A 20,815-nucleotide genomic window follows, 5' to 3' on the forward strand; every position below is an offset into this window, starting at 1 on the left:
CAGTGACTGATATATATACGAAAAACTTAGTTAAATAATGGGTTATCCGCTCACCAATTCTAACGAACTCGTATCTGTAAATCGTTCACGTTAAATCGGTAGCTTTGTAAGTGATGGTACAGATCGCTATGCTGAGGAAGCGAGTCAGATGAGTAGTACAGATAAGATACAAAATAACGGGAAACACTTAACCCTTTACGATTGAGTGTTTTTTTTTTTTTTGCTTGATGCGCGTTGAGCTTTTTTTGAAAAACAATGTGGTATGGTAAATTGTTGGTATTTTTTAGCGCAGGATTGAAGTTATTCTAACATTTAATAATAGGAGAAGGGGTATATAATTGCATATTTTTATTGATTTATTAACTATATTCAAGGATTGGGTTGGGAGAGGATTACTTTACTTTGGAGAACACCCTTGGGTTTTGTTTCTATCAATGTTATGTCTTACGATACTTTTCTTTTGGGTGACAATTTGTGGAATCAGGTGTTTTAACATTAATATTTCACCTGTGTTTGAATTTAAATTGCCTTCAGCGATAAAGTCGTTTTTTTATATAGCAATTGCTTTAGGATTGGGTTGGGCTTTTTCTCGCTGGGGCCAGAATCCAGATAATGAAAAGCTAGTCAAGTCTCTCTTATTTATTATCAATACAATGATTATTCCATTACTCAGTCTTATTGGGCTCGTACTAATAAAGGATATATTTATTTATTACAAGACGAAAAGCAAATCGTTTAAGCATGGAATCAAATTAGTAAGTTTCCTGGGATTGCTATTGTTAATTAAATTAGTATTAGAACATAATCCTTTTATTATTATCCTAAATTGGTCTATATTAGTGTTTCTTTCAAACTTGTTTTCTGAAATTAAACGTAAGAAAAAGACCAATGAATTTCTGGATGATCCCGAAAAGCTGAAACTCATTCTAGAGACAGACGAAGAAGTCCGCCATTCGGAACTTCTATTCCCGACGAGGAAGAAAGAACTTGTTCGTATTAAACATCATATTCGGGAAATAAAATACAATGAACCTTTTGCAATAGTAATAAATGCACCTTGGGGTGAAGGAAAAAGTAGTCTTTTAAATGTACTACTAGAAGAACTAAAGAGTGAGGGAACAAAATCAATATTTATAAAGCCTTTAATTTGGGATACTAGAGAGAAGTTGAGCCAATATTTTTTCTCCCAACTTGAGAAGATGTTACTGGAAAACGGTGTATTTACCGGTAAAGGGAGCCCTTATAAAGAGTATATTAACCAGTTCGTTGCTTTAACGGATAATAAGAAGTTTTCCAAATTGGCTGAATTTTTCGATGTTATTCCTAAAGAAAAAAAGGAGGAATACCGTGAACTCAAGGGAAATTTAGAAATTGATATTCAGCAGATGTTAGGAAAAAAAGGAAGACTTATAATAGTCATTGACGATTTTGACCGTGTAGAAGAGTCCGCAATGCGTGAGACATTAGTTTTTATTAAGGAAGTTGTAGACTTTAAACAATGTGCGGTTATCTTCTCCATGCATTATGGATATTTAAAGGAAAAAAAAATAAACAATAGTTATCTTGATAAATTTATTGGGCAACATTTTTATTTAAAAAAAATATCTCATCTTGAGATGCTGGGATTTTTTAACGAAAAACATTTGTTAATTAACTCTAATTGGTCATCTTCCGATATTGTACTTCATGGAACAAAACTTGAGTCAGAGATAGTTGGCATGCTTGAAACAATTACTGACTATTTATCAAATCAACTTGAAAAGAAAGAAAACGAATTGCAAGTTAATCTTCGCAATACAGCAAATAATGGGACAAGGGAAAGACAACTTCAGGACGAAAAGCTCCAACTTCAGGATGATATCAAGTTATTGAAGGACGATATTCAGGCTTTTTATAATAATATGAATAACCCCCGTAAAATAAAACGGATGTATCGTGCAATTAAAGAAATTTTTGATTACTTAGATAATATATATAGAGATAATAATGGCGGGTCGTTAGCAGATAACTGGAATACTGTGAAATTATACAAGATAGCATTTACTGCTGGATTTCTAAAGTCAATATTCGAGTTGGAATATAGGGAGATGCTAGAGAGTGGTGATTTAAAACAATACGCTAATAAAGTAAATTCTCCTCTTATAAAATATGTTTTACATGATGTTAGTCGCAAATATCTGAGAGAGATAGAACAATATCAACAGGAAATGATGCTGAATATCTATAACGAGATCATATTCCAAATGGACAACGAAATGATTTTGCAAGAACTCAAACCTACTTCTTTGAGATTTGTTGAGAAGCTAGACAGAGATGAACCTATTGATATCGATGAAAAGGAGGCAATTGAACAAATAAGCAATTATATATATGCAATTAAAATGCAGCAATGGGGTGAAGGAAATTCTACAAAGACGAAGTCACGACTAATCAAGCTCACTGAGGTTCTATTTAAAAGTTGTGATGAAGGAAAACTGAGATTGCAGGATACAATTGGTTGGTTAGACAGGCATTATATTGGCGGGGAGTTCCTCTCATGGGATATTGGCTATTTGGAGAAATTGGAGGAACGGTTGGACAGTGCTATAGTGTTTAAAAATAATGCCGAAAAAAATTTAGCGTTAAACAAACTAACTTTAGATATTGAAATAAATCTTCCTTTTCTAGATGATATTTCGAGAGTTGCTTGGTTATATAGATACCAACAAAAAGGTCGTTGGGAAAACATCCGTGCTAGTTATAAAGATCTATATTCATTGAAAGATATCAATGATATGTTACATGAGTATATCGGGGAAGAATTAGTTGCTGCAAACAATATTTCATCAGACATAGAAATTGATAAGTTCAATAAATCGATCTCGTTTATGCTGAACCAAGCCGAACAAAGTTTATCGGAGAATGTCCTTAAAGAAGCAATTGATTATTGTAAGTGTAGATTAAGCATACTAACTAAGTTACATAAATTAATAAATAAAATAGGGAAAAAGATTATGGAAGTCAATGCTCTGGATGGCGCTGAGAGAGACCCGGAGGTAAGGTCAGTTGACGATGCCCAGCGTGAACTTGAAAAAATGTTAATATTCATCGAGAGTGGCATAGAACTTAATAATAATATATATTTAAGATTTGGGTATTTATTATCTAGTTTGGAATATTTGTCGAGAACAATTTCTATTGACATTGACATTCTGAAAACGGTGAAGACTGTATTACACTTTCTAGATAGAAAATGGTCCGCAGATTTATTACCCGAGGGTGATTGGGTTCATTTTCGTATGAAATGGATAGAGGTCCAAAGGAATTTAGAGATAGAAATAGAATAGGATTTGAATCAAAAGCTTCGCACATCCCTTAATGAGTACCAGCTTGGGATGCGAATGCTGTCGGTGCCATTTGAAGAGATTGCGCGGCATATAAAGAGATCGCGGCCAATTTGCTGTTTGAAGTTGCGCAGGAGCGGGAGATTGACCCGCGTTTATAATCATAGGATGTCTGAATCCTTCAGTGGATTTGGGCATCCTTTTTTACATGAAGAAGCGGCACAAAGAGAATTGAAAAGCGAAGCCAATATAGAGAAGCTCTATACGGAACAGTTATTTACATGGGGCGACGTAAGACAGGTCGTTTCAAGACCGGCAAAGCCAGCCCCATTAAAGGTTAGATTATCATACCTATCAATTAAGGTTTAGGCATTAAACATCCATCTCGTTATTGTTGTTTATCAAATTAAAGCTTGCGATCTCCAATATTAATTCTTTAACAGAGTGTAGTTTTAAAAGAAGCGGGTTAAATGTTATTTAATATGGGCATGAATGCTTATTGAGCTTAAAAAAGCTATTTATCTTGGTTAAAACTTTATCTCTAAAATAACTATTTTGCAAAATGTAAAGAACTAAGATTGGCAAATTGGAGAAATGTTAAGGCTTTGCGCTAAATAAACGGAGGGGCGAAATCATGAAAAATGATGATCTGTTGCGAGTAAAATTATTAAGATTTTTATTGGAATTAGAAGAGGAGCGGGTTGCCAATCTTAATCTCGACAATCAGAATAAATATGAAGCAAGTTCTTGTGAAAATGAGATAAGAGAATTTGTTCATTTTAAAGAAAATAGCCAGAAAAGATCCGTTTTTTCAGTAATCGAATTGTCTAATTATCTTGGCGTCTCTACTGACTGTATATACACGATGGTACGCGAGAAGCAGGTTCCCCACGTGAGGATTCGAAGAAGGATATTATTTCACAAAGATGAAATTGATTTATGGATTCAAGAGAGTACAATAAAATCCTAATATTGAGGGAATGGCTTGCATAGAACAGGTTACTTGAGGAGTTCTATTCATTTCGGAAGTGGGTGATTAAATCTAGTTATTATGTTTTCTTTCCTATCTGGAGTGAAGGAATTTGCTCAAACTTCATGATTAATACCGAGTATCGAGTATTGGCCGTCCATTGACACTCAAACTAGGAATGGGTAAAAAGGGTTAAGCAAAGACGAAGTATGATGCTTACTAAGTTTCAATAGTTTTCATCGCAGTCGTTAATACTCATTTATATTTGTTCTCTTATCCGTCCTATGAAGGAAGTAAGATGGTTTGAAAGTAGTTTGTGAAAGGAGATCGGGACTTTGTACAAATCGGTAGTCAGAGACGGTAAGTTTCTTGTTCTTGTAGCTGACGGTGTTTTCGATGTGCAGTTATTGGAGTTACCGACAGAAGAGCTTGCGGATAAAGTTGCCTTTGAACTCCAAAGTGCTTGGGATCAAGGTGTTACATGGGGATCCTTTAATGGTGGTGGGTACGATAAAGAAATCAGTGAGGTAATTCAAAAGCTAAAGACAATGAGTCCCGCGGGGCGAGAAGCTTATCATCAAAGAGTGAATCGGCGTAATGAAAGAGTTCAAAAGGTTGAGGAAGCCAGAAGATGGAGAAACGTTTTAAGCTGGAAAAGAAAGTGAGGAAAGGGAATCAAATCACTATCTCATTAAGTATCTTGAAAGCTATTGCTCGCGGAGTAGAATGTATTGATCTCCACGGAGTAATTGTATAGTTCTGCGCGGAGTAGTAAGTATCACTAAAGAATAAATCAGAAAGAGTTCAAAAGATTAAGGAAGCTAGGATAGGAAAAATAATTACTAAGAAGGAAAATGCGGTTTCGGTAATAACGCGCAGGCATTTTCAAATAGGGCAATTTTTATCTTCTAAAAAAAGCTATTGCTGTCATCCTCTACCCAGATTTATTCTTTAACCTTTGGGAAATACTACTAATCTTCGCCTTCGAATCGCAAATAGTTCTCTCGTATTTCGAGTAGTTGGTAAAGACTTAACTTTCCAAGTTCGTGTATTTCCATAGGTGTATAGCTTTCACTAATGAGGCCTTTAACGTATAGCTCGTGGGAAACCAGATGTCTCCATTCTTCAAACATTGAAACGAGTATCTCTTGATCCTTACGATCTGGTCCACCAAGAATTATTCTATCTAGACCGTATCTCCCCTGAATGTCAGACAAAATACGTCTCACGATTTTAAAAGCGAGATCATCCTTATTTTCCTTGTATAATGCGGAGAGTTCTTGCTTTGAATCAGAACGTCTAATGTTATCCACTATCCAGATCAACTCCTTATTTAAGTATTATCGAGCTTATTACGATATATATTAAAATTCACATCATCGAAGCAGACAAAATAAATCTGTTCGATCGTCGTCTACTGGGACGCTAAGGAATCCAAATAAGCTGTCACTGACTCAAGAGCAGTTTCTGCCGCTAACTGTTTAGGGATGAGATAAATGCCAGTGCTGATATTCTGAAAAGTAATGCTTTTGGCCTTATACTCCGAGGCAAGTGCCAGCGAATTTTGATAGCAGCTTCTAAGTTTTTCGATTTCTTTGTTGTTTCCTTCGTTCCATACAGGGCCAACAGTGTGAACGACATAGGAGGCAGGTAGATTGCCCGCCCGCTGTAGTAATAACTGCATCGCCGACCGCACAACCATCTTTCCACTCTCGGATCTTTATGCACTCTTCAAGAATTCTTTTGCCTCCGCCTAAAAAATAGCTCCATCCACGTCTCCACCACCAAGTAAATTGTATTTGCAGCTTTGAAGATTATGTCAGCAGTACCCTTCGTTATATCACCTCCTAACAGGGAAATGGTTGTTTGATTAATCTTTATTTAGTTCTCATATTACTCCTCCATCTGCTTTCCATAGCCAAAGTATCGCTAATATCCCGATCAAATGGAGTATCTTTTTACATTGTAGCAGGAGAGGGATTTGGTTGGAATTTTTCAGAGGAGGAACGGTCGTAAGGATACTTAAGCTATGAATGTGGAGAAGTAAGACAAAGAGCCTCAATAGTAGGAGGCTCTTTCGGCACAATTAGCATAAGCTAATGGCGAGTTTGAATTAAACAATCAGAGAATCACCACAACCAACGGCGTTGGCGGGGAATATAGAAAGCAAAAATAATAAAGCAAGCTTATCAACAAGAGTTCCTTTTTGTCAATAACGAATACTGGTATGAAGATAACATTGGATATACGAGAAATGGCCGTAGATATAGTATCTTACGGCTATTTTCTTGCATAATTTTAGGACTCAAAATAGGGTGCTACAAGTTAGAGTGCATTCTCTTAATTATGTGATTGTTTTTATCCATTCATAACAATCTTCGCTCTATGACGAGCAATTAGTAATCTTTGCGTAGCCTGCTCAACGAAATGAGCGATATTACACTTGAAAGGATCAAAATAACAAAAACGAGAAGCTTATAAACTTGAAGAGGGAAATCAAAAAAAACATCGGCTAAAATCAAAATGCTTATCATCCCAGAAACGTATGAAAACGACATTCTTGAGGATAACCCCAAAATTTTAGCTCCTCGTTCGTCCATGCCTTCTTCCTTAATAAATTTCCTATCATAATAGAAATAATAAATAATGACAACAAGGCCAATTAACGCAGTGATTAATTCCAACCATTCCATTCTAAATCCCTCCTCTTAATATTCCTTAAATTGAAAAACTTCCGTGATTTCAACTTCAAATAATTTAGCGAGCTTGAAGGCTAGGATTAATGAGGGGTTGTATTTGTTTGATTCGATTGAGGCAATCGTTTGTCTGCTGACGCCTAGACGATCAGCAACTTCTTGCTGTGACCATTTTTTTGCTGCTCTAAAGAGGTATACGTTGTTTTGGAGCTCTCCATTTATATGCATTTTTTCCTCCTTGCTCGTATTGCAATAAATATTTGTCATTTTGTAAATTATTTTTGTCAAAGTGTAATTTGTTTTATTTAAACATCTCTGTTGATTAGAAATGGCTATAATATCAATTGAAATTCAGCCTTTTGTTTTGCAGTAACACAGCTATTTGTATTTGTAATTGAGGAGTTGCTTATGCGTTTTTACGGTCAAAAAGTACGTGCCCCCATACATCCGGTATATATACCGAAAGAGAATTTTATTAATGGGTATATAAGAGAAGTGTTCAGAGGCTCAGCAAGGTACCGAGTTATGTAACAGGGATAAAAAATAGACCGCACTGGAATGTCCAGCACGGTCTTATCTAACCATTCTTTTTTTCTTTCTTGGGAGGGACTAGCGAATCGAGTTTATTAGCTGCATCCTTATCGGCCGATTGTAGAGCATGTCCGTAGACATTCATCGTCGTTGAGATATTCGAGTGCCCGAGTCGTTCCGAGATAAGTTTGGCATGTACGCCTTTGTTAATCAATAAAGTTGCACTCGTATGTCTGAGATCGTGGAATCTAATGTACTTTAGACCATGTTTCTTAAGAAAATTGCGAAACCAGAGGTAAGGTGACTCAGGATAATAGGCGTTGCCCTCATCATTAGTAAACACGAAGAAATGATCTCCGCCTTTCCATGCATCGCCTAGCACAAGGCGTTTCTTTCGAGATTCAAGGGAGTAATCTTTGAGATGCTCTACTACAGTATCCGACAAGCTTACCCTTCGTTTTGACTTTGCTGTTTTAGGTTCGGATATGATTCTTTGACCGTTAATGGAATGCGAAATACTTTGCTTTACTTCGAGGATGCCCTTATTCAAATCGATGTGTTTCCACTCCAATCCAACTAGTTCACCTCTACGAAGTGCAGTAGTTATCGCAAGCATAATCATCATACGCCACTTTAAGGGTTCCTTTTCTAGAAACTCAAACAACATACTGACTTCCTCTTCATCATATACTTCAATCTCTTTCCGAATAACCTTTGGCTTCTTGATATCCGCGGCGGGATTGCTCTTGATAAGCTTCCACTCCACCGCACGAGAAAATATATTTTTAAGAATTCGATGTGTATATTGGATGGTACCTGAAGAGAGTGGGCCTTTTTTGCCGTCTTGTCGGCTACCCTCCTTGCCGAGATCGGAGATAAAGTTGACTATTTGAAATGGTTGAATTTTATCCAGACGCATATGACCAAAGACCGGTAGAATCCGATTTTTTAGGAACCGCGAATAAATATCTAATGTTTTTATTCCAAGGTCACTCTTTGCATACTTCTCCTTCCATTCACCTACGAAAGCTGCAAAGGTCATTTTTTCAGGGGCGATGTAGTGTCCTGATTCAACTTCAGTTTCAAATTCAGCGAGAAGCTTTCTTGCTTCGCGTATTCCTTTTGCCTTTACAGTTCTAGTGCGTTTTAGTCTCTTTCCGTCAGCTTTAATTCCGGCCTCAACAACTAAAAGCCATGAATCATTACCTCGTTTTTGTAAACTTGCCATGAGAATACCTCCTATTATGCATGTGATTCAATGTCGGATAAACAATAGTTTTTTGTCTCTTGTTCGTGAAACCACGTCAGCAAAGTATCTCTTCTAAAAAGGATTTTATTTCCAATTCTAGTATGTGGAATTTTCTTCGCTCGGACCTCAGCGTAAAGCTTGTCTTTAGAAATCTGACATTCAAAAACCTCTTCCCAGGCTTCTGTTAAGGTTAATGTGTTCCGTTTCGCCATGGGAATATAATCGATTGATTGCTTATAAGAATTAGGCATAATAGAAAAAACCTCCTTAAATATAGAGTAAAACTTCTGGGGATTGTCAGCATTTTTCGGATACCCCAAATTTCAATTGCGAAACAGAAAGTTGTTGTTTTCTTTAACCGACCTCCAGTAAATCATAATGATTGTGTTCCCCGATTATAAGCCGGCCGATCAGGTGATGGGGGGAATTCGGCTAATTGAGTTAGATCACTGGTAAAACACACAAAAAAGCCCTTTTCAGTAGAAAAAAGCTTACTACCTGAAAAGGGCTTTGTATTTAGACGGAGAAATCGCCAATTATTAATTAAACAGAGAATTAAAGATAGAATGATCCCCAGACCGTATGGAGGGAATAGAAGTAAAGGGTAAAAACTACATGGTATAATTTTATAATATATACCCAAGTAAGTCTTGTCAAGTTAAGGTGAATACTATTTCGTGATTGATTAAGCAGAGAGGAATTGGCTCAGATATTTCAAAAAAGTAAAAAAATCAGTTCGACAGAAGGCAAAGGAAGCAGGGGCCTCATTATTTTATGTGGAAAATGTTCGCGAAGAACCCAATGGCTAAAAAATCGTACTAGATAAAGATTTAAGTAAAGTAGATCCATACTCAAAAGTTAGAAGTATATCAAGAAAAGCATATGTTCATCTAAAAAGCGTGCTAGTACGGAACTAAATATAGAACCCTTTTCAGTCTGAAAAGGATCCGATACTTGGGTATGCAAGTTTATGCCTGTTTAATTGGGGGCAAAATCTTCAGTATTTCCTCGGTGATTTTGTGTATCGTTTTTATCTCTTGTACAGACCGTGGTTTTAATAAGGAATTATGAAGAGTTAGAATATAGCCTTTGTTTGCTTCCTCTTCAGATATTAAATTCTTGTTTATGTTTGTTAGATTAATAAACTGTTCCAAATCTACATCCAACGCTGTGATAATCCGTTCTAAGGAATCTAAGGAAATATTTCTGGTGCCCCGTTCAACTGCCCCAACATATTGGTACATGAGCTGTGCTTTGTCGGCTAGTTTGACCTGCGTTAATCCTTTTTCTCTTCGAATAGCTCTTATTTTTTTACCGATAAGTTTTCTGACAGTATCCATTTATCCCATCCTCCTGAAATTAAGCAGAAATAAATCTCATAAGATTTATTTATAATAGTTAAGCCCAATACGAGTCTTGTTAAATATAGGTGATGTATATATTTTTATTATATATAGTGTTTGTAGTACTTTCGAATTTTTGGAAGGGGGACTTTTACTAATGGAAGAACAAATACATACATTGATCTTGGTTACTACTGAAGGTATCAATAAATGCTGTCGGTATAAAAAGATATTTCGTACCAAGGATCAACTGATCCTAGAATTAATTGAGGGGGAAGTAGTACATCGGATGGTTGTTACTCAAACAGAAGATGGGATTACTGATTTAATGGATGTCGAAGGGAGGATTTACAGGGTTTTGGGTATATCATATCGTCCTAATCATCATCATGCTGATGAAGAGATATATAAGTACAGTATTGTTGACTCGTATCAGAATGCACTAAATTTAAATAAATTTATCTAAGCGATGAAATATACTGTATACCACTAACAATGTGGTTGATTTAGAAGGGAATTACAAATATGAACAAGATACGGATGAATACGTTGGGTGTTAGCGCTCGTTCTGAAAATAGAGATAGCCAACATGGAGGGATAGAGCAACTGATGCAAAGCAGGCACCTAAGGGTGTATGCACAGCTAAATTTATCAAATGGTCTTAGTTAGGACGCACGATACTAATTAACGAGGGGATCTTTATGCTAAATCAATCAAATAAGATGACCGATGTCCTTCGAGAATGTATAGCTGAGCTATACTGTAGGAAAGTATCACTTAGTCAACCGAATAATCCAAAAATTTCAAAAAAGGTTCAGAAATTCCGGTCTCATATGGAAAATGAAGTGATGCCAGTGAAGGATTTAACGGATCTTGAACTGTTGAGAATTGTAGCAATGGTTTTAGACCAAATTGATAATGCTGAGTAGTTGCTGATTACTACGTTCCAGATCTTGAGTAGAATGCTTTAAGTATCAATATCATCGATGATATGATTGCTGGATAGACTTGTAAAGGACAGATTAATAGCCAGATTTATCAACCTTGAAGCGGGTTGATGAGCAGTATAACTATTTCAGAAAAATAACGGAAAGGGTTATCTAATAAATCGCTTGAATGAGTTTTTTTCAGTGAATTTAAAAGGATATAACCGAATGTATGGTTATATCCTGAAGGTCTATTAACCGCAGTTTTTTTATCCCCCCTTATATACCTTGAGAACATTTATACGATTATGACCAATCTCCTTAGTTATCTTTAGCGCAGCATCTAGTTCAGTTACTCCTTCTATAGATAATTCAGCCTCAAATCGTTCTTGTACATAATTGTACCGCAGACCATGCATTGTGAGTTCACGAGGGGTACCATACCTGCGGTCCGACCTACGTAGTTCTCCTTCTGGGGTTACAATTTTCTCACGATGGTAAATAATGAATTGCTGGACCCTGTTTGAGACGTGATGGACTTTTTCTCCTTTCTCTACAAACACTTTTCCTCCTCGAGGTGTTAGTTGCATAAGCTTTCTCATTATTCGCTCAGCTGTAAACGAAAGAGGAACATTTCTATGTTTTCCGTTTTTTGCTTCGCCTTTAACTGTATAGACTCGTGTTCGAAGTGCTTTTTCAACTTGGGCACGTGACATAGCTATGACCTCAGTTACACGAAGCCCAAGTTCTTTTGCTAAGGTCATAGCATCTTTAATATCTTCTCGGTTTAATTCAATGGCTAGGTCCAGCATTCGATTAAACTCTTCATTAGTCCATGACCGGTCTCCATTTACAACAGGCGCTATATCTAGAACTAGTCCGTATTTTTCTTGCAAGGTTCTATTATCTGATAGCTCGTATCGTGGGTTTTGGATAAGATCATGGAGATACCGAATAGCACATAAATCATTCAGGATAGTTTTTGCCGAAATACCTTGCTTTTGTCTCTCCGTAATGTACGCTACTACATGCTTATCATGAAGATTACGGAGATTTTGGAGCCTAAACTCGTCCTCCAAATAAGAAATAAAAGGCTTGCAACTTCCAAAGTATCTTTTTCTACTAAGATAACTATTTCTTTTGCTGTGCCGAAAGCATATGTCCAGCTGCACTTCGATAGTCGATTTTCCCATTAGACATTTCCCTCCAGATTGTTAATTGCATGGATGAAGATTGCCTTTAGTTGATCTATAGATGTTGTACTAAGTTTAAGTTGTAGAATTGTTAATACAGCTTTATGAACTTTTTTAATTTCCTTTTCTTCTATATTGATTACATCACTATCTGTTACTGTAGTGTTATCTCGATTTTTGGTTTCTTCTGCTACAGTAATAGATCCAATAATTTTCTTGATTTGCTGGACTGTAAGTTTAGGAAACCCCATATTTTGTAAACATTCGTAAAATTTATCTTGAGAATCGGTTGAAAGACCTGAAAGTTCTACTCCGCCCATTAGAGTGATTTTTTCTTCTGACACCAAGTTTTGCAGATTCTGTTTCAGGTTTAATAGCTGCAAATACCGTCTGATTTGAGAGTCACTCTTGTCAAACGCCAGAGCAACATCGTGACGGTTTTTTAGGTCATTATCCTGTGCATCATGCACACTTTTCCGACCAGGCGAGACCTTCCAACATTCATAAAGAAGTTTAATTTGTTTAGCAATTTTGATATGGTCCCTTTCTGAGCCGCGGCGTGTCTTATTTGCCAATACAAGAAGTTCAAGTTCTTCATCCGTTGAGCATTCAATGAGTTTTACGTTAATGTTTTCGTAATTTAAGTCCCTGCAAATTTTCCAACGTGCGTGTCCACTGAGAATAACGTTGTCTTTATTAATTAGTAGAGGATGTTGCAATCCGTTGGTTTTAATATCTTGATATAAGAGGTCATATTCTGAAGAAGATAGTTCCGAGTGGTATTCTGTATTTAACGAGTGCTCAGTAAGTGTATTGATTGGTATCTCTTGAATTTGTTCATAAATTTTCATATTAATCCATCTCCTTTATATGGTTTTTTGAAAAATAGGCATAGCTGAACCAAGGTTTCAGCCCATCTTCTGCGTTTCTTCATGGATCCTGAATTGGGAAACCCTGAAGTACCTAAGATTAGTAAGCCAATTTATTAATTTCTCTCTGAGGTTTTCAAGGAACAATATTTTGAGTAAAGAAAAGCATACCCAGGAATGGGTGAGCGCAGGCTCCGCTTTCAGCGACCCGCAATATGCAAGCATAATGCTCGGTACAAGACCAGGTCGCTTTCTTGCCCAATTGTATGAACCATAGCTCGGCGGGACGGTCCCGGCTATGTAAGGTGCACTTATCTGCCGTGCCAGCGGTTTGTCGCTCATATTGAGCTTTGTGTTGTTTGGTGAATTTATGGGCATCACCAGTGCCCTATATAGCGAATTTCCGCTATATGCCTGACGAATCAGTAATGAATATATATCTATATAAAAAAAACCAAGAAATTTTGTCCTTATAGACATCGTTTCTTGGCTTGGAATCGCACGAATGAAATGTAAAAAAGCCCTTGGGCTGGTTAATCCTTTGACTTCACAAGGAATAACGTGCCCAAGGGCTTATAGTTCTTAGAGAACATTAATAAAATAATCAATCAAATAAGAATTAAAAGACTGTCTTCCCTTAGGAAGGATTTAAGAGTTAGAATGACTGCCAGCGTCTGCCCGCAGTAAGTGAAAGTTGTAAGTAGGGTATAGGGCAAATATATACTAATAAAAGTTGGATTGCAAGCAAAAATTCTAAGAAACTGTGCAGCTAATTTTTCAAAAAAATCTTAGTTAGTATTATCTTATAAAGAGTGACTTTAAGTCACCCAAAGGTCACTCAAAGTCACCAAAAGGTGACCTTATCTTTTATTGATAGTACGGGACAATAATGTTACTGGAGTAAGTATTATCCACTTTAGCTTAGTTTTTTTGGTTTTTTCACCATTGTATATGAGTCTGGCTATAAAAAATCAATATAGGGTCACCCAGAGGTTACTTTAAGTCACCTTTGGGTGACCCTATCCTTCTTTCTGAGAAGGAATTTTGAAATATTTTGTTCTCACATCAATTTAGAGAAAATCTCAATTAACATTAGTCTTTTCAATTTCATTGGTTGTGATGCGATAATAGATAACTAACATGTAAAAAATGAAATAACCATGCCGGTTTACAACTAGCTTGTTCATGACTGTATTCCCAAAACCTATAGGCGATGTCGATGACAATACTTAATGTGTCAAATTAATTTAAGTACATTTATTCCCGTGAGTGTTACCCGCTTCGAGGATGTTGTGTTAGTTTAAGGTTAGAATCCTTACCGAGCATCGTTTCATTCTGTACCGCTGGTCGAATGAATTTTGTCTTTATCGGCTAAAGTATCACATTGAACGACAATAGCAAGAGCAGGTACCACTGCAGTAATGATGGGGCCTTTTGTATAACTTGTTTTATGACAGCTCAAAAAAGATGAGGTGCATACTCAATCCACTTGGTCTGGAATATGGCTAATTTTTTAACTCTAGTTATCCAACCAAAAATAGTGACGCAAATGATGTGATATAGATTAATCTATACTAGTTTAGAAAGTTGGATTCTCTATTTGAATAGGCCCTGCTTATATACCAATAACTAAAAAAAACAAGAGTCAAAACTCCTAGGCAATATGGTATTATGATGATAAATAGAAGTAGAATCTTTTTTTGGAAGAATACCAAGCAGCGTTTTGAAATCGAAGTCGGCCGTTTAAGAGCAAGCTACGGCCAGTTATGTCTGTTTAACACTACAAACATGTCGAGTCGTTTTTTCGTAGCCCCTGAAGTAAGGAGTTGTTTTGGTTAAAAAGAAGCGGGCCCGAACTAAAGTGATGTTCTAAGTAATTGCTTCCTGTTTAATTTTCTTTAATTGAATATTTTTTTTATGAATGAAAGTTTTCGTGGACTATAAAAAAACGATGCATGAGGTAGAGAGAATGGAAGCGTCAGAGTTAAAAGAAAAGATATCTAATCTATCCATATGGAAAAAGAAAGGGCAAGGGCTCCGCACAAACCACTTTTAATCCTACTAGGGCTTGCTCAACTGCAGCAAAGCAATGCGGTCGTACCCTACGAGCAAGTACGTGAAAAATTGAAAAGACTGGTCATTGAATTTGGTCCGCCTAGAAAATCGTATCATCCAGAAGAGCCGTCTGTTCGACTAACCACTGATGGCATCTGGACTTTAACAGTGTTATTGATAAAAGGAGTTTCTCAGATAAGCAGCTTCTTAAGCAACAAGTTGGGGAGGGTTTAACGAGAAAGTGCTTGCTCATCTTAAAAACAATGATTTGTTGATTCAAGAGCTGGCTGAATTGATTCTAAGCGAGCATTTTCCTGGAAGTATTCATCAGGATATTCTTGAAGAAGTTGGACTTGAATTATCTATAAGGCAAAAGCGAAAACGTGACCCTAACTTTAGGGATAAAATTTTAAAGGCATATGAATACAGCTGCGCGGTATGTGGTTTTAATGTCAGATTGGGAAACAATTTGGTTGCTATTGACGCAGCCCATATTCAATGGCATCAAGCAGGTGGACCCGACACTGAGGAAAATGGGGTTGCACTTTGCTCGATGCATCATAAGCTGTTTGACCGCGGTGTTTTTACTATATCGGAGGAGCGGGAATTGCTTGTGGCTGAGCAAGCCCATGGGACGAACGGTTTTGATGAGTGGCTTATGAAATTCCATGGTAAGATGCTTCGATCCCTCATAAATCCGATATACATGCCAAAAATGTATTATTTAAACTGGCATATTAGGGAAAGAAGGCTTTTACTAGAATGGCTTCCTGTGAGTCCATCTTTTAAGGTTGAGTAACGGAAAATATCGAGGTGCAATATGGATGAATACTTGTTTTGCCAAGCTTCAACACGATGCAGATTATGTAAAGTTGCATATGCTTTGATACCCAAACAGAAGATTCTGCTCTGGCTTTACGAAAAGACCGGAAGAACGGAAATGAGAAACTCAGAGGTCTGGTTTTGCCCCAAATGTACTACTGAGTATATTGCGTGGGGGGATCATGTAATTAATGTGGGCTCAGACAAATTGATTATTGCTAATGTTCGTTGGCCTAATATACAATCAAGCTCCAAAAACACTGGCGAAGTTTTAAAAAGCATTGGGTTTGATTTGCCAGATTCTGAACTTAGAAAGTGTTTAACACATCCAAATGCAATAAAACATGAACAAGAGCTGATTGATTATCGAGCCAAAGCAAAATGCGGAAAAGCTTTATTATTTTTAATAATAGGTACTTTACGTTTCTATGATCATAGAGTACCGGATTCAAACTTGAAAAAAACAATTATCTGGGATTTCGATTCTATGCGTAGTACTTTTTATCGAGAATTGCAAATATCGAATAGTATTGATTCGGCATATAGGAATTATAACGATGCACTTTTCACACTTATATATGCAGTTTACTCAGCCCACGGGTTTTTAAAGTTGTTAAATTATATAACGAGCCTAATGAATAAGACACCTGTTCCAATAGATTATTTGCTACTTCTCAAAGAGCATGTTGCCCGAGATAAGACAAGCATTCATTTTTATAACATTGAAGAAATTCAGGATGAAAAGGGTTGTATTTTTCAGTTGGAATTATTAGCAGCGGGTATTAGAACGCGTGGTATTGGTGCAAAGTTGCATGAAGCGAAAAATAATGCAGCCAAAAACATTTGCGAGCGGCTCAATATAAAGATCCCACATCATAATGATGTGTCAGCCACACGTATATACATAACCAAGTCATCAAACTCAACAAGGTCACATGAAATTTTGAGGTTATTAAGGGAACAGTTACACTTGGATGAACATCTAGTATCCATAGTTCTTCTTGACGCCACGTTAATTCAATACTCTGATGTAGAGGAATCGGAAATAAGCTCAAGTAACGTGCTCTCCACACTCGGGTATTATGTGCTAGATTTTTGTTTAAGTCTGATGTCTGTTCGTGATATTTCTAAGGCTAATCATGGGAATAGGTTAAAAAAAATGAGGGATCTAGATTTCCGAACTCAAGTTCTTGGAAATATTGCAAGTGATTTATTTGCGAATGAACTATCTCTATTAGCAGGTTCAAAGGGGATATCTTTCTCCAATGTAAAAACTAACGCTGAATTTTTGCAGGCCATAATTGGTGCGGTCTATTTAAGTGCGATTGAGAAGAAGGAGCCAAATCCGTTTAAATTTACATGTAAATTCATTGAAGAACGTCTTTTAACCCCTTATCGTCCGAATCAAAAGTCTTCTGGTATTGCTATACAACAGATGATCGATGCACTAGAGAAATACAAAACTACAGGTTACATCAATTATAACTTTTCCATCAAAACAATTGATGTAATCCAGCAATTTTTTGAAAAAAGTAATGATTTAACTGGAAACCATTATTTTCGTTTGAAACAGTTTAAAGATTTCATTGAACAATATAAAAAGGGCGATCTCATTAAAGCAATCATTTCCATTAACGATTGTTTTGAGCAAATGGCGAATGAATCGTTAATTGAGGAATTGCACAATATGAAGGCCATCATGTAAAGCATAGTATTACTTAGTGTAAATTTAGTTGGTTTGCTGTATTATAAAACATTAGTTTTTACCAACAAATATAGTATATGGGAACTGCATTTGTTGCAGTAAAGGATGACATTGGGAGTTAATTATAATGAACTACCTTGAATGGAACGATAAGATAGCTCAATATTTTTTTAATGAAAGCATGGCGGGGAGAGAGGTTCTTTTATATATTGATAGGCAATTGATAGAAGAACTAGGGCAAGAATCGAATGAAAATCTCGATGACTTCCTTAAATGTATTTTCACGGGGCCGTGGTGGACTGAATATAAAAGGTCAACAATTTGCCAAAAGGCTTTACTCACCATGCATAATTGGCGTAAGCGGGGATATATGTACCCTCCCTATATGGGGTATCTTGCCTTATTTGTGTTAGCAGCCAGCATGGATAATGAAATGTTTTCCGAGATCGCATATTATCCTAAACTTCGAAGTCTGCTAGGTGAAGCACCAACCAGCGGGCAAGTACGGCATTTTGATCAGATGTTCGAGTTGTGGGCTGATCTGGAAATCTGGTCACGTGATGATAAGTTAGAGGAGCTAGGCAGATTTAATTTAACCATCAGGGGGAATAATCGGCACGTAGGTATTCCATTTTCCCAAACGATATTATCTGATAAGGAACGTAAGAAGCTGCCACTACTGTTTAATAAAGCTCATATGGTGGCACCTGCAACGCAAAATGACAACATCCTACGTTCGATATTAACAACGAACGGCGAAGACGTATTTTCACAGAAAACTCTTAGGTTACTCAGAGGTCAGGAATCGAATTCTTCACTTTTACTGGCACTATTAAACCTTATTCGTGAGGAATTAGATGCTTGGGATGGAACATTACCCGATGGTATTGCACCTCTTAACGGTGAACGCTATTTGAACTCATCAATAAAACTGTGCATAGATCTAGATAAGGTGAACAAAAGGGCGAAGTTTACTTTCAGGATCCAATCTAATAATGAGTTTCCTGAGGAAGGTTTGACTCTAAAAAGAAAAGGTTTCAATCAAATTGTTTTTTGCAAGGGAAGTATTATTAATTGGTCAACAGAGTTAAGGAACCAACAAGGGCTATATTTTGATCCTTCGTCAGATTTACTTCATGATTTACATTTCGAAGATGATAGTGCTAATTGGAGAGCACGTTTTAAAGGAAATAGCCTACGTATTTTTGTTAGAGGAGGTAAGCTAGGGTTACAAAATCATTATGTTGAAGTAGAAGGCTTGGATAAGAGTGGACAATTTGTGATATTAGCCCATTCTGAGTTAACAGGTATTATTCATACATGGGGACAAAATGAGTGTGAAAGATTTGAAAAGGTGAACTACGAAGGAATTCCATCCGATTGGGTTCTTTACGCCGGTATGAATGCTCGAAATTCTTGCCCCCAAATCGAGGCACTTGCTATAAGAAGCGAAGGGCGAGTGAGATTAGTAGGAGGCATGCGAATCGGGAAGGGAAATGTTTTTTATCATTCCAGTCCTCCCAAAGTCATTCTTGAGAATATAAGAGGCTCAGTCCGGTGGAATGATCAACAATTAACTTATAACTCAGAAACTGAACAATGGGAGTTTCCTAATTTGCTTCCCGTAGAAGAACTAATCACGGTCAAAGTTTATAATGAAGAAGAACAGAATATAGCAAAGGCAACGTTCCAATTAATTCCGTCAAAGATACTTCTACGAGATATTAATTTATACTTACACAGAACAAGGAGTTTTGAACGCGATAGTTCAAATTTTATTGGCGTATATCCCATTCCTGAAAAAGATTTTATGATAAAGTCATATGATCCTTCGTTTCCTAGATTTCTTTCTTTCGAAATGATTCTTATTGGTAAACGGCCCGGGCAGATCATTCATTGGACTAAGCATTCGGTGTTTAACTGGAACTGGCATCCAGTTTGGGCTTTAATAAAACATGGCCGAAATCATTGGGGGTTAATATTCTGTAGCCTAGGTACTGGGGTAGATGAATGCTTTGTTGAAGAGCCAACCGAAGAAGAACTAGGTGTTGTTCAATGGAAAGAGGCGGTTATTTACATGAATAATTTTGCAACTAGTGATACTTTCTCATTTCCCCTATTAAAAGATCTTTGGCAGTCTTATCTGGGAGCAGCGACAAATGAATACTGAGAATATCCTGTCCATACTTAGTACAATAGGGATTTTTAATCTGGAAAAATTCAAGATGATATACGAGTCGTTTCAAGATCAAGAAACAAATAAATATTCTTTAAAACCTTATGAATTCTTGAGTTACTTAGAATCACTTGGTCATTGCGAAATAGATTTTAAAAGAAGAATGGTTGCAATTTGTCCTCCTACTGTTGCCCTAATTCCATCTTACGGGCTTCCAAAAGCGGTACTGGCAGGAGCCAGAGATGAGGAAACGATTACGCGGCTGTCCCAATTAGCGAGCAATGAAAGTAATTTTGGACTAACCATAGCCCCCGCTTCTAGTGACGGAAATATTCCCAAAAGAATCCTCATTGAGGCGACGAGTATTTCTATTCTGCGGCAAGTAGCTGAGAAAATAGAGGCTGTATCAATATTAGATTGGCCAGTTGCTTGGTTATTATTACAGTTAGCACCATCGATTTCAGATCAATTAGCCTCTTTGAAGTATGAACTCCGTACAGAACCTGACTGGAATAAGAGATTCTTTCATTATAACACTTTAAGCTTTAATCTTTTTGAGGATCGAGCTGATATAAGACTGGGTAATTACACCAATCCATATACCCAACAACAAGTGACATGGTTATGGAACGGAGAACAAGCTGTTGAATTGGATAGAAACTGGGGCAGGTATATCATGCTTCATTATAAAAAGGTTTCAATACTATTATATGATGGTACTTCTAATAAGTTAGCTGTTCCTATTACTGTGCCACTTCCAAGGGATTATGCCAAATCAGTGACCATGTGCTCTGGCTTAGCACCAGAGAAAATGGAACTCTCGCAAAAAGCGGGCCTTTTACCTCAAGGATCACCAATTCAGGTGTATGACTCGGTGCCATATGTCATAGCAAATGAACTAGCTTCAAAGCTGGGGCAGTGTCTTGTTTACACTAACATATAGGGAGAGAGTAATTT

Annotated in this window: 16 protein-coding genes and 2 pseudogenes; 9 read left to right on the forward strand and 9 right to left on the reverse strand. The window is 36.8% G+C overall.

Annotation, left to right across the window (positions count from 1 at the left end; translation table 11 throughout):
- Positions 1-338 precede the first annotated feature (338 nt).
- The 3 genes from KXU80_RS22300 (at position 339) to KXU80_RS22310 (ending at position 4,958) form a co-directional block, all read left to right on the forward strand.
- Positions 339-3,326: a P-loop NTPase fold protein gene (locus tag KXU80_RS22300; protein WP_219835357.1), complete on the forward strand. Its 2,988-nt coding sequence runs from the start codon at positions 339-341 to the stop codon at positions 3,324-3,326.
- Between the two features lie 631 nt (positions 3,327-3,957).
- Positions 3,958-4,293: a helix-turn-helix domain-containing protein gene (locus tag KXU80_RS28325; protein WP_219835358.1), complete on the forward strand. Its 336-nt coding sequence runs from the start codon at positions 3,958-3,960 to the stop codon at positions 4,291-4,293.
- Between the two features lie 335 nt (positions 4,294-4,628).
- On the forward strand, positions 4,629-4,958 hold the full coding sequence (locus KXU80_RS22310; RefSeq protein ID WP_219835359.1) for a hypothetical protein: 330 nt from the start codon (positions 4,629-4,631) through the stop codon (positions 4,956-4,958).
- A gap of 306 nt (positions 4,959-5,264) precedes the next feature.
- Here the strand turns inward: KXU80_RS22310 and KXU80_RS22315 are convergent, their stop codons facing one another.
- The 4 genes from KXU80_RS22315 to KXU80_RS22330 all read right to left on the reverse strand — a co-directional run bounded on the left by KXU80_RS22315 (position 5,265) and on the right by KXU80_RS22330 (position 7,217).
- Entirely contained in the window at positions 5,265-5,606 is a 342-nt protein-coding gene (locus KXU80_RS22315; protein WP_219835360.1) for a hypothetical protein, read from the reverse strand.
- A 101-nt stretch (positions 5,607-5,707) separates the two neighbouring features.
- Complete coding sequence (locus KXU80_RS28180) at positions 5,708-5,995, reverse strand: macro domain-containing protein (protein ID WP_258171106.1); 288 nt, start codon at positions 5,993-5,995, stop codon at positions 5,708-5,710.
- 694 nt (positions 5,996-6,689) lie between these two features.
- Positions 6,690-6,986: a hypothetical protein gene (locus tag KXU80_RS22325; protein WP_219835361.1), complete on the reverse strand. Its 297-nt coding sequence runs from the start codon at positions 6,984-6,986 to the stop codon at positions 6,690-6,692.
- Between the two features lie 15 nt (positions 6,987-7,001).
- The gene (locus tag KXU80_RS22330) at positions 7,002-7,217 is read right to left on the reverse strand and encodes a helix-turn-helix transcriptional regulator (protein WP_219835362.1); all 216 of its coding nucleotides are present in this window, start codon (positions 7,215-7,217) and stop codon (positions 7,002-7,004) included.
- Positions 7,218-7,385: 168 nt separating this feature from the next.
- Here KXU80_RS22330 and KXU80_RS28505 point away from each other — a divergent pair.
- A pseudogene (locus tag KXU80_RS28505) lies at positions 7,386-7,520 on the forward strand (restriction endonuclease); the annotation flags it as partial.
- Positions 7,521-7,566: 46 nt separating this feature from the next.
- Here KXU80_RS28505 and KXU80_RS22335 read toward each other — a convergent pair.
- The 3 genes from KXU80_RS22335 to KXU80_RS22345 form a co-directional block, all read right to left on the reverse strand.
- Complete coding sequence (locus tag KXU80_RS22335) at positions 7,567-8,748, reverse strand: tyrosine-type recombinase/integrase (RefSeq protein ID WP_219835363.1); 1,182 nt, start codon at positions 8,746-8,748, stop codon at positions 7,567-7,569.
- A gap of 14 nt (positions 8,749-8,762) precedes the next feature.
- Positions 8,763-9,020, reverse strand: coding sequence for a helix-turn-helix domain-containing protein (locus tag KXU80_RS22340; RefSeq protein ID WP_258171107.1), 258 nt, complete (start codon positions 9,018-9,020; stop codon positions 8,763-8,765).
- Between the two features lie 717 nt (positions 9,021-9,737).
- Positions 9,738-10,109 carry a helix-turn-helix domain-containing protein gene (locus KXU80_RS22345; protein ID WP_219835364.1) on the reverse strand — a complete coding sequence of 124 codons (372 nt, stop codon included), beginning with the start codon at positions 10,107-10,109 and terminating at the stop codon, positions 9,738-9,740.
- 160 nt (positions 10,110-10,269) lie between these two features.
- Between KXU80_RS22345 and KXU80_RS22350 the strand changes: the two genes are divergently transcribed.
- The gene (locus tag KXU80_RS22350; RefSeq protein WP_219835365.1) at positions 10,270-10,578 is read left to right on the forward strand and encodes a hypothetical protein; all 309 of its coding nucleotides are present in this window, start codon (positions 10,270-10,272) and stop codon (positions 10,576-10,578) included.
- A gap of 729 nt (positions 10,579-11,307) precedes the next feature.
- Here the strand turns inward: KXU80_RS22350 and KXU80_RS22355 are convergent.
- Together KXU80_RS22355 and KXU80_RS22360 are read right to left on the reverse strand one after the other, a co-directional pair.
- Complete coding sequence (locus KXU80_RS22355; RefSeq protein WP_219835366.1) at positions 11,308-12,231, reverse strand: phage integrase N-terminal domain-containing protein; 924 nt, start codon at positions 12,229-12,231, stop codon at positions 11,308-11,310.
- A complete protein-coding gene (locus tag KXU80_RS22360) occupies positions 12,231-13,082 on the reverse strand; it encodes a ParB/RepB/Spo0J family partition protein (protein ID WP_219835367.1) in 852 nt (283 codons plus the stop codon). The genes KXU80_RS22355 and KXU80_RS22360 overlap by 1 nt, the downstream gene beginning before the upstream one ends.
- 1,987 nt (positions 13,083-15,069) lie before the next feature.
- Between KXU80_RS22360 and KXU80_RS28510 the strand changes: the two are divergent.
- The 4 genes and pseudogenes from KXU80_RS28510 (at position 15,070) to KXU80_RS22380 (ending at position 20,801) form a co-directional block, all read left to right on the forward strand.
- Positions 15,070-15,954 (forward strand): annotated as a pseudogene (locus KXU80_RS28510) (phosphorothioated DNA-binding restriction endonuclease).
- A 21-nt stretch (positions 15,955-15,975) separates the two neighbouring features.
- Positions 15,976-17,682, forward strand: a complete 1,707-nt coding sequence (locus tag KXU80_RS22370; protein WP_219835368.1) for a hypothetical protein — start codon at positions 15,976-15,978, stop codon at positions 17,680-17,682.
- Positions 17,683-17,809: 127 nt separating this feature from the next.
- Positions 17,810-19,852, forward strand: coding sequence for a hypothetical protein (locus KXU80_RS22375; protein ID WP_219835369.1), 2,043 nt, complete (start codon positions 17,810-17,812; stop codon positions 19,850-19,852).
- Positions 19,842-20,801 carry a hypothetical protein gene (locus KXU80_RS22380; protein WP_219835370.1) on the forward strand — a complete coding sequence of 320 codons (960 nt, stop codon included), beginning with the start codon at positions 19,842-19,844 and terminating at the stop codon, positions 20,799-20,801. The genes KXU80_RS22375 and KXU80_RS22380 overlap by 11 nt, the downstream gene beginning before the upstream one ends.
- Positions 20,802-20,815: the final 14 nt, after the last annotated feature.

Source organism: Paenibacillus sp. R14(2021) (assembly GCF_019431355.1).
Taxonomy (GTDB): domain Bacteria; phylum Bacillota; class Bacilli; order Paenibacillales; family Paenibacillaceae; genus Paenibacillus_Z.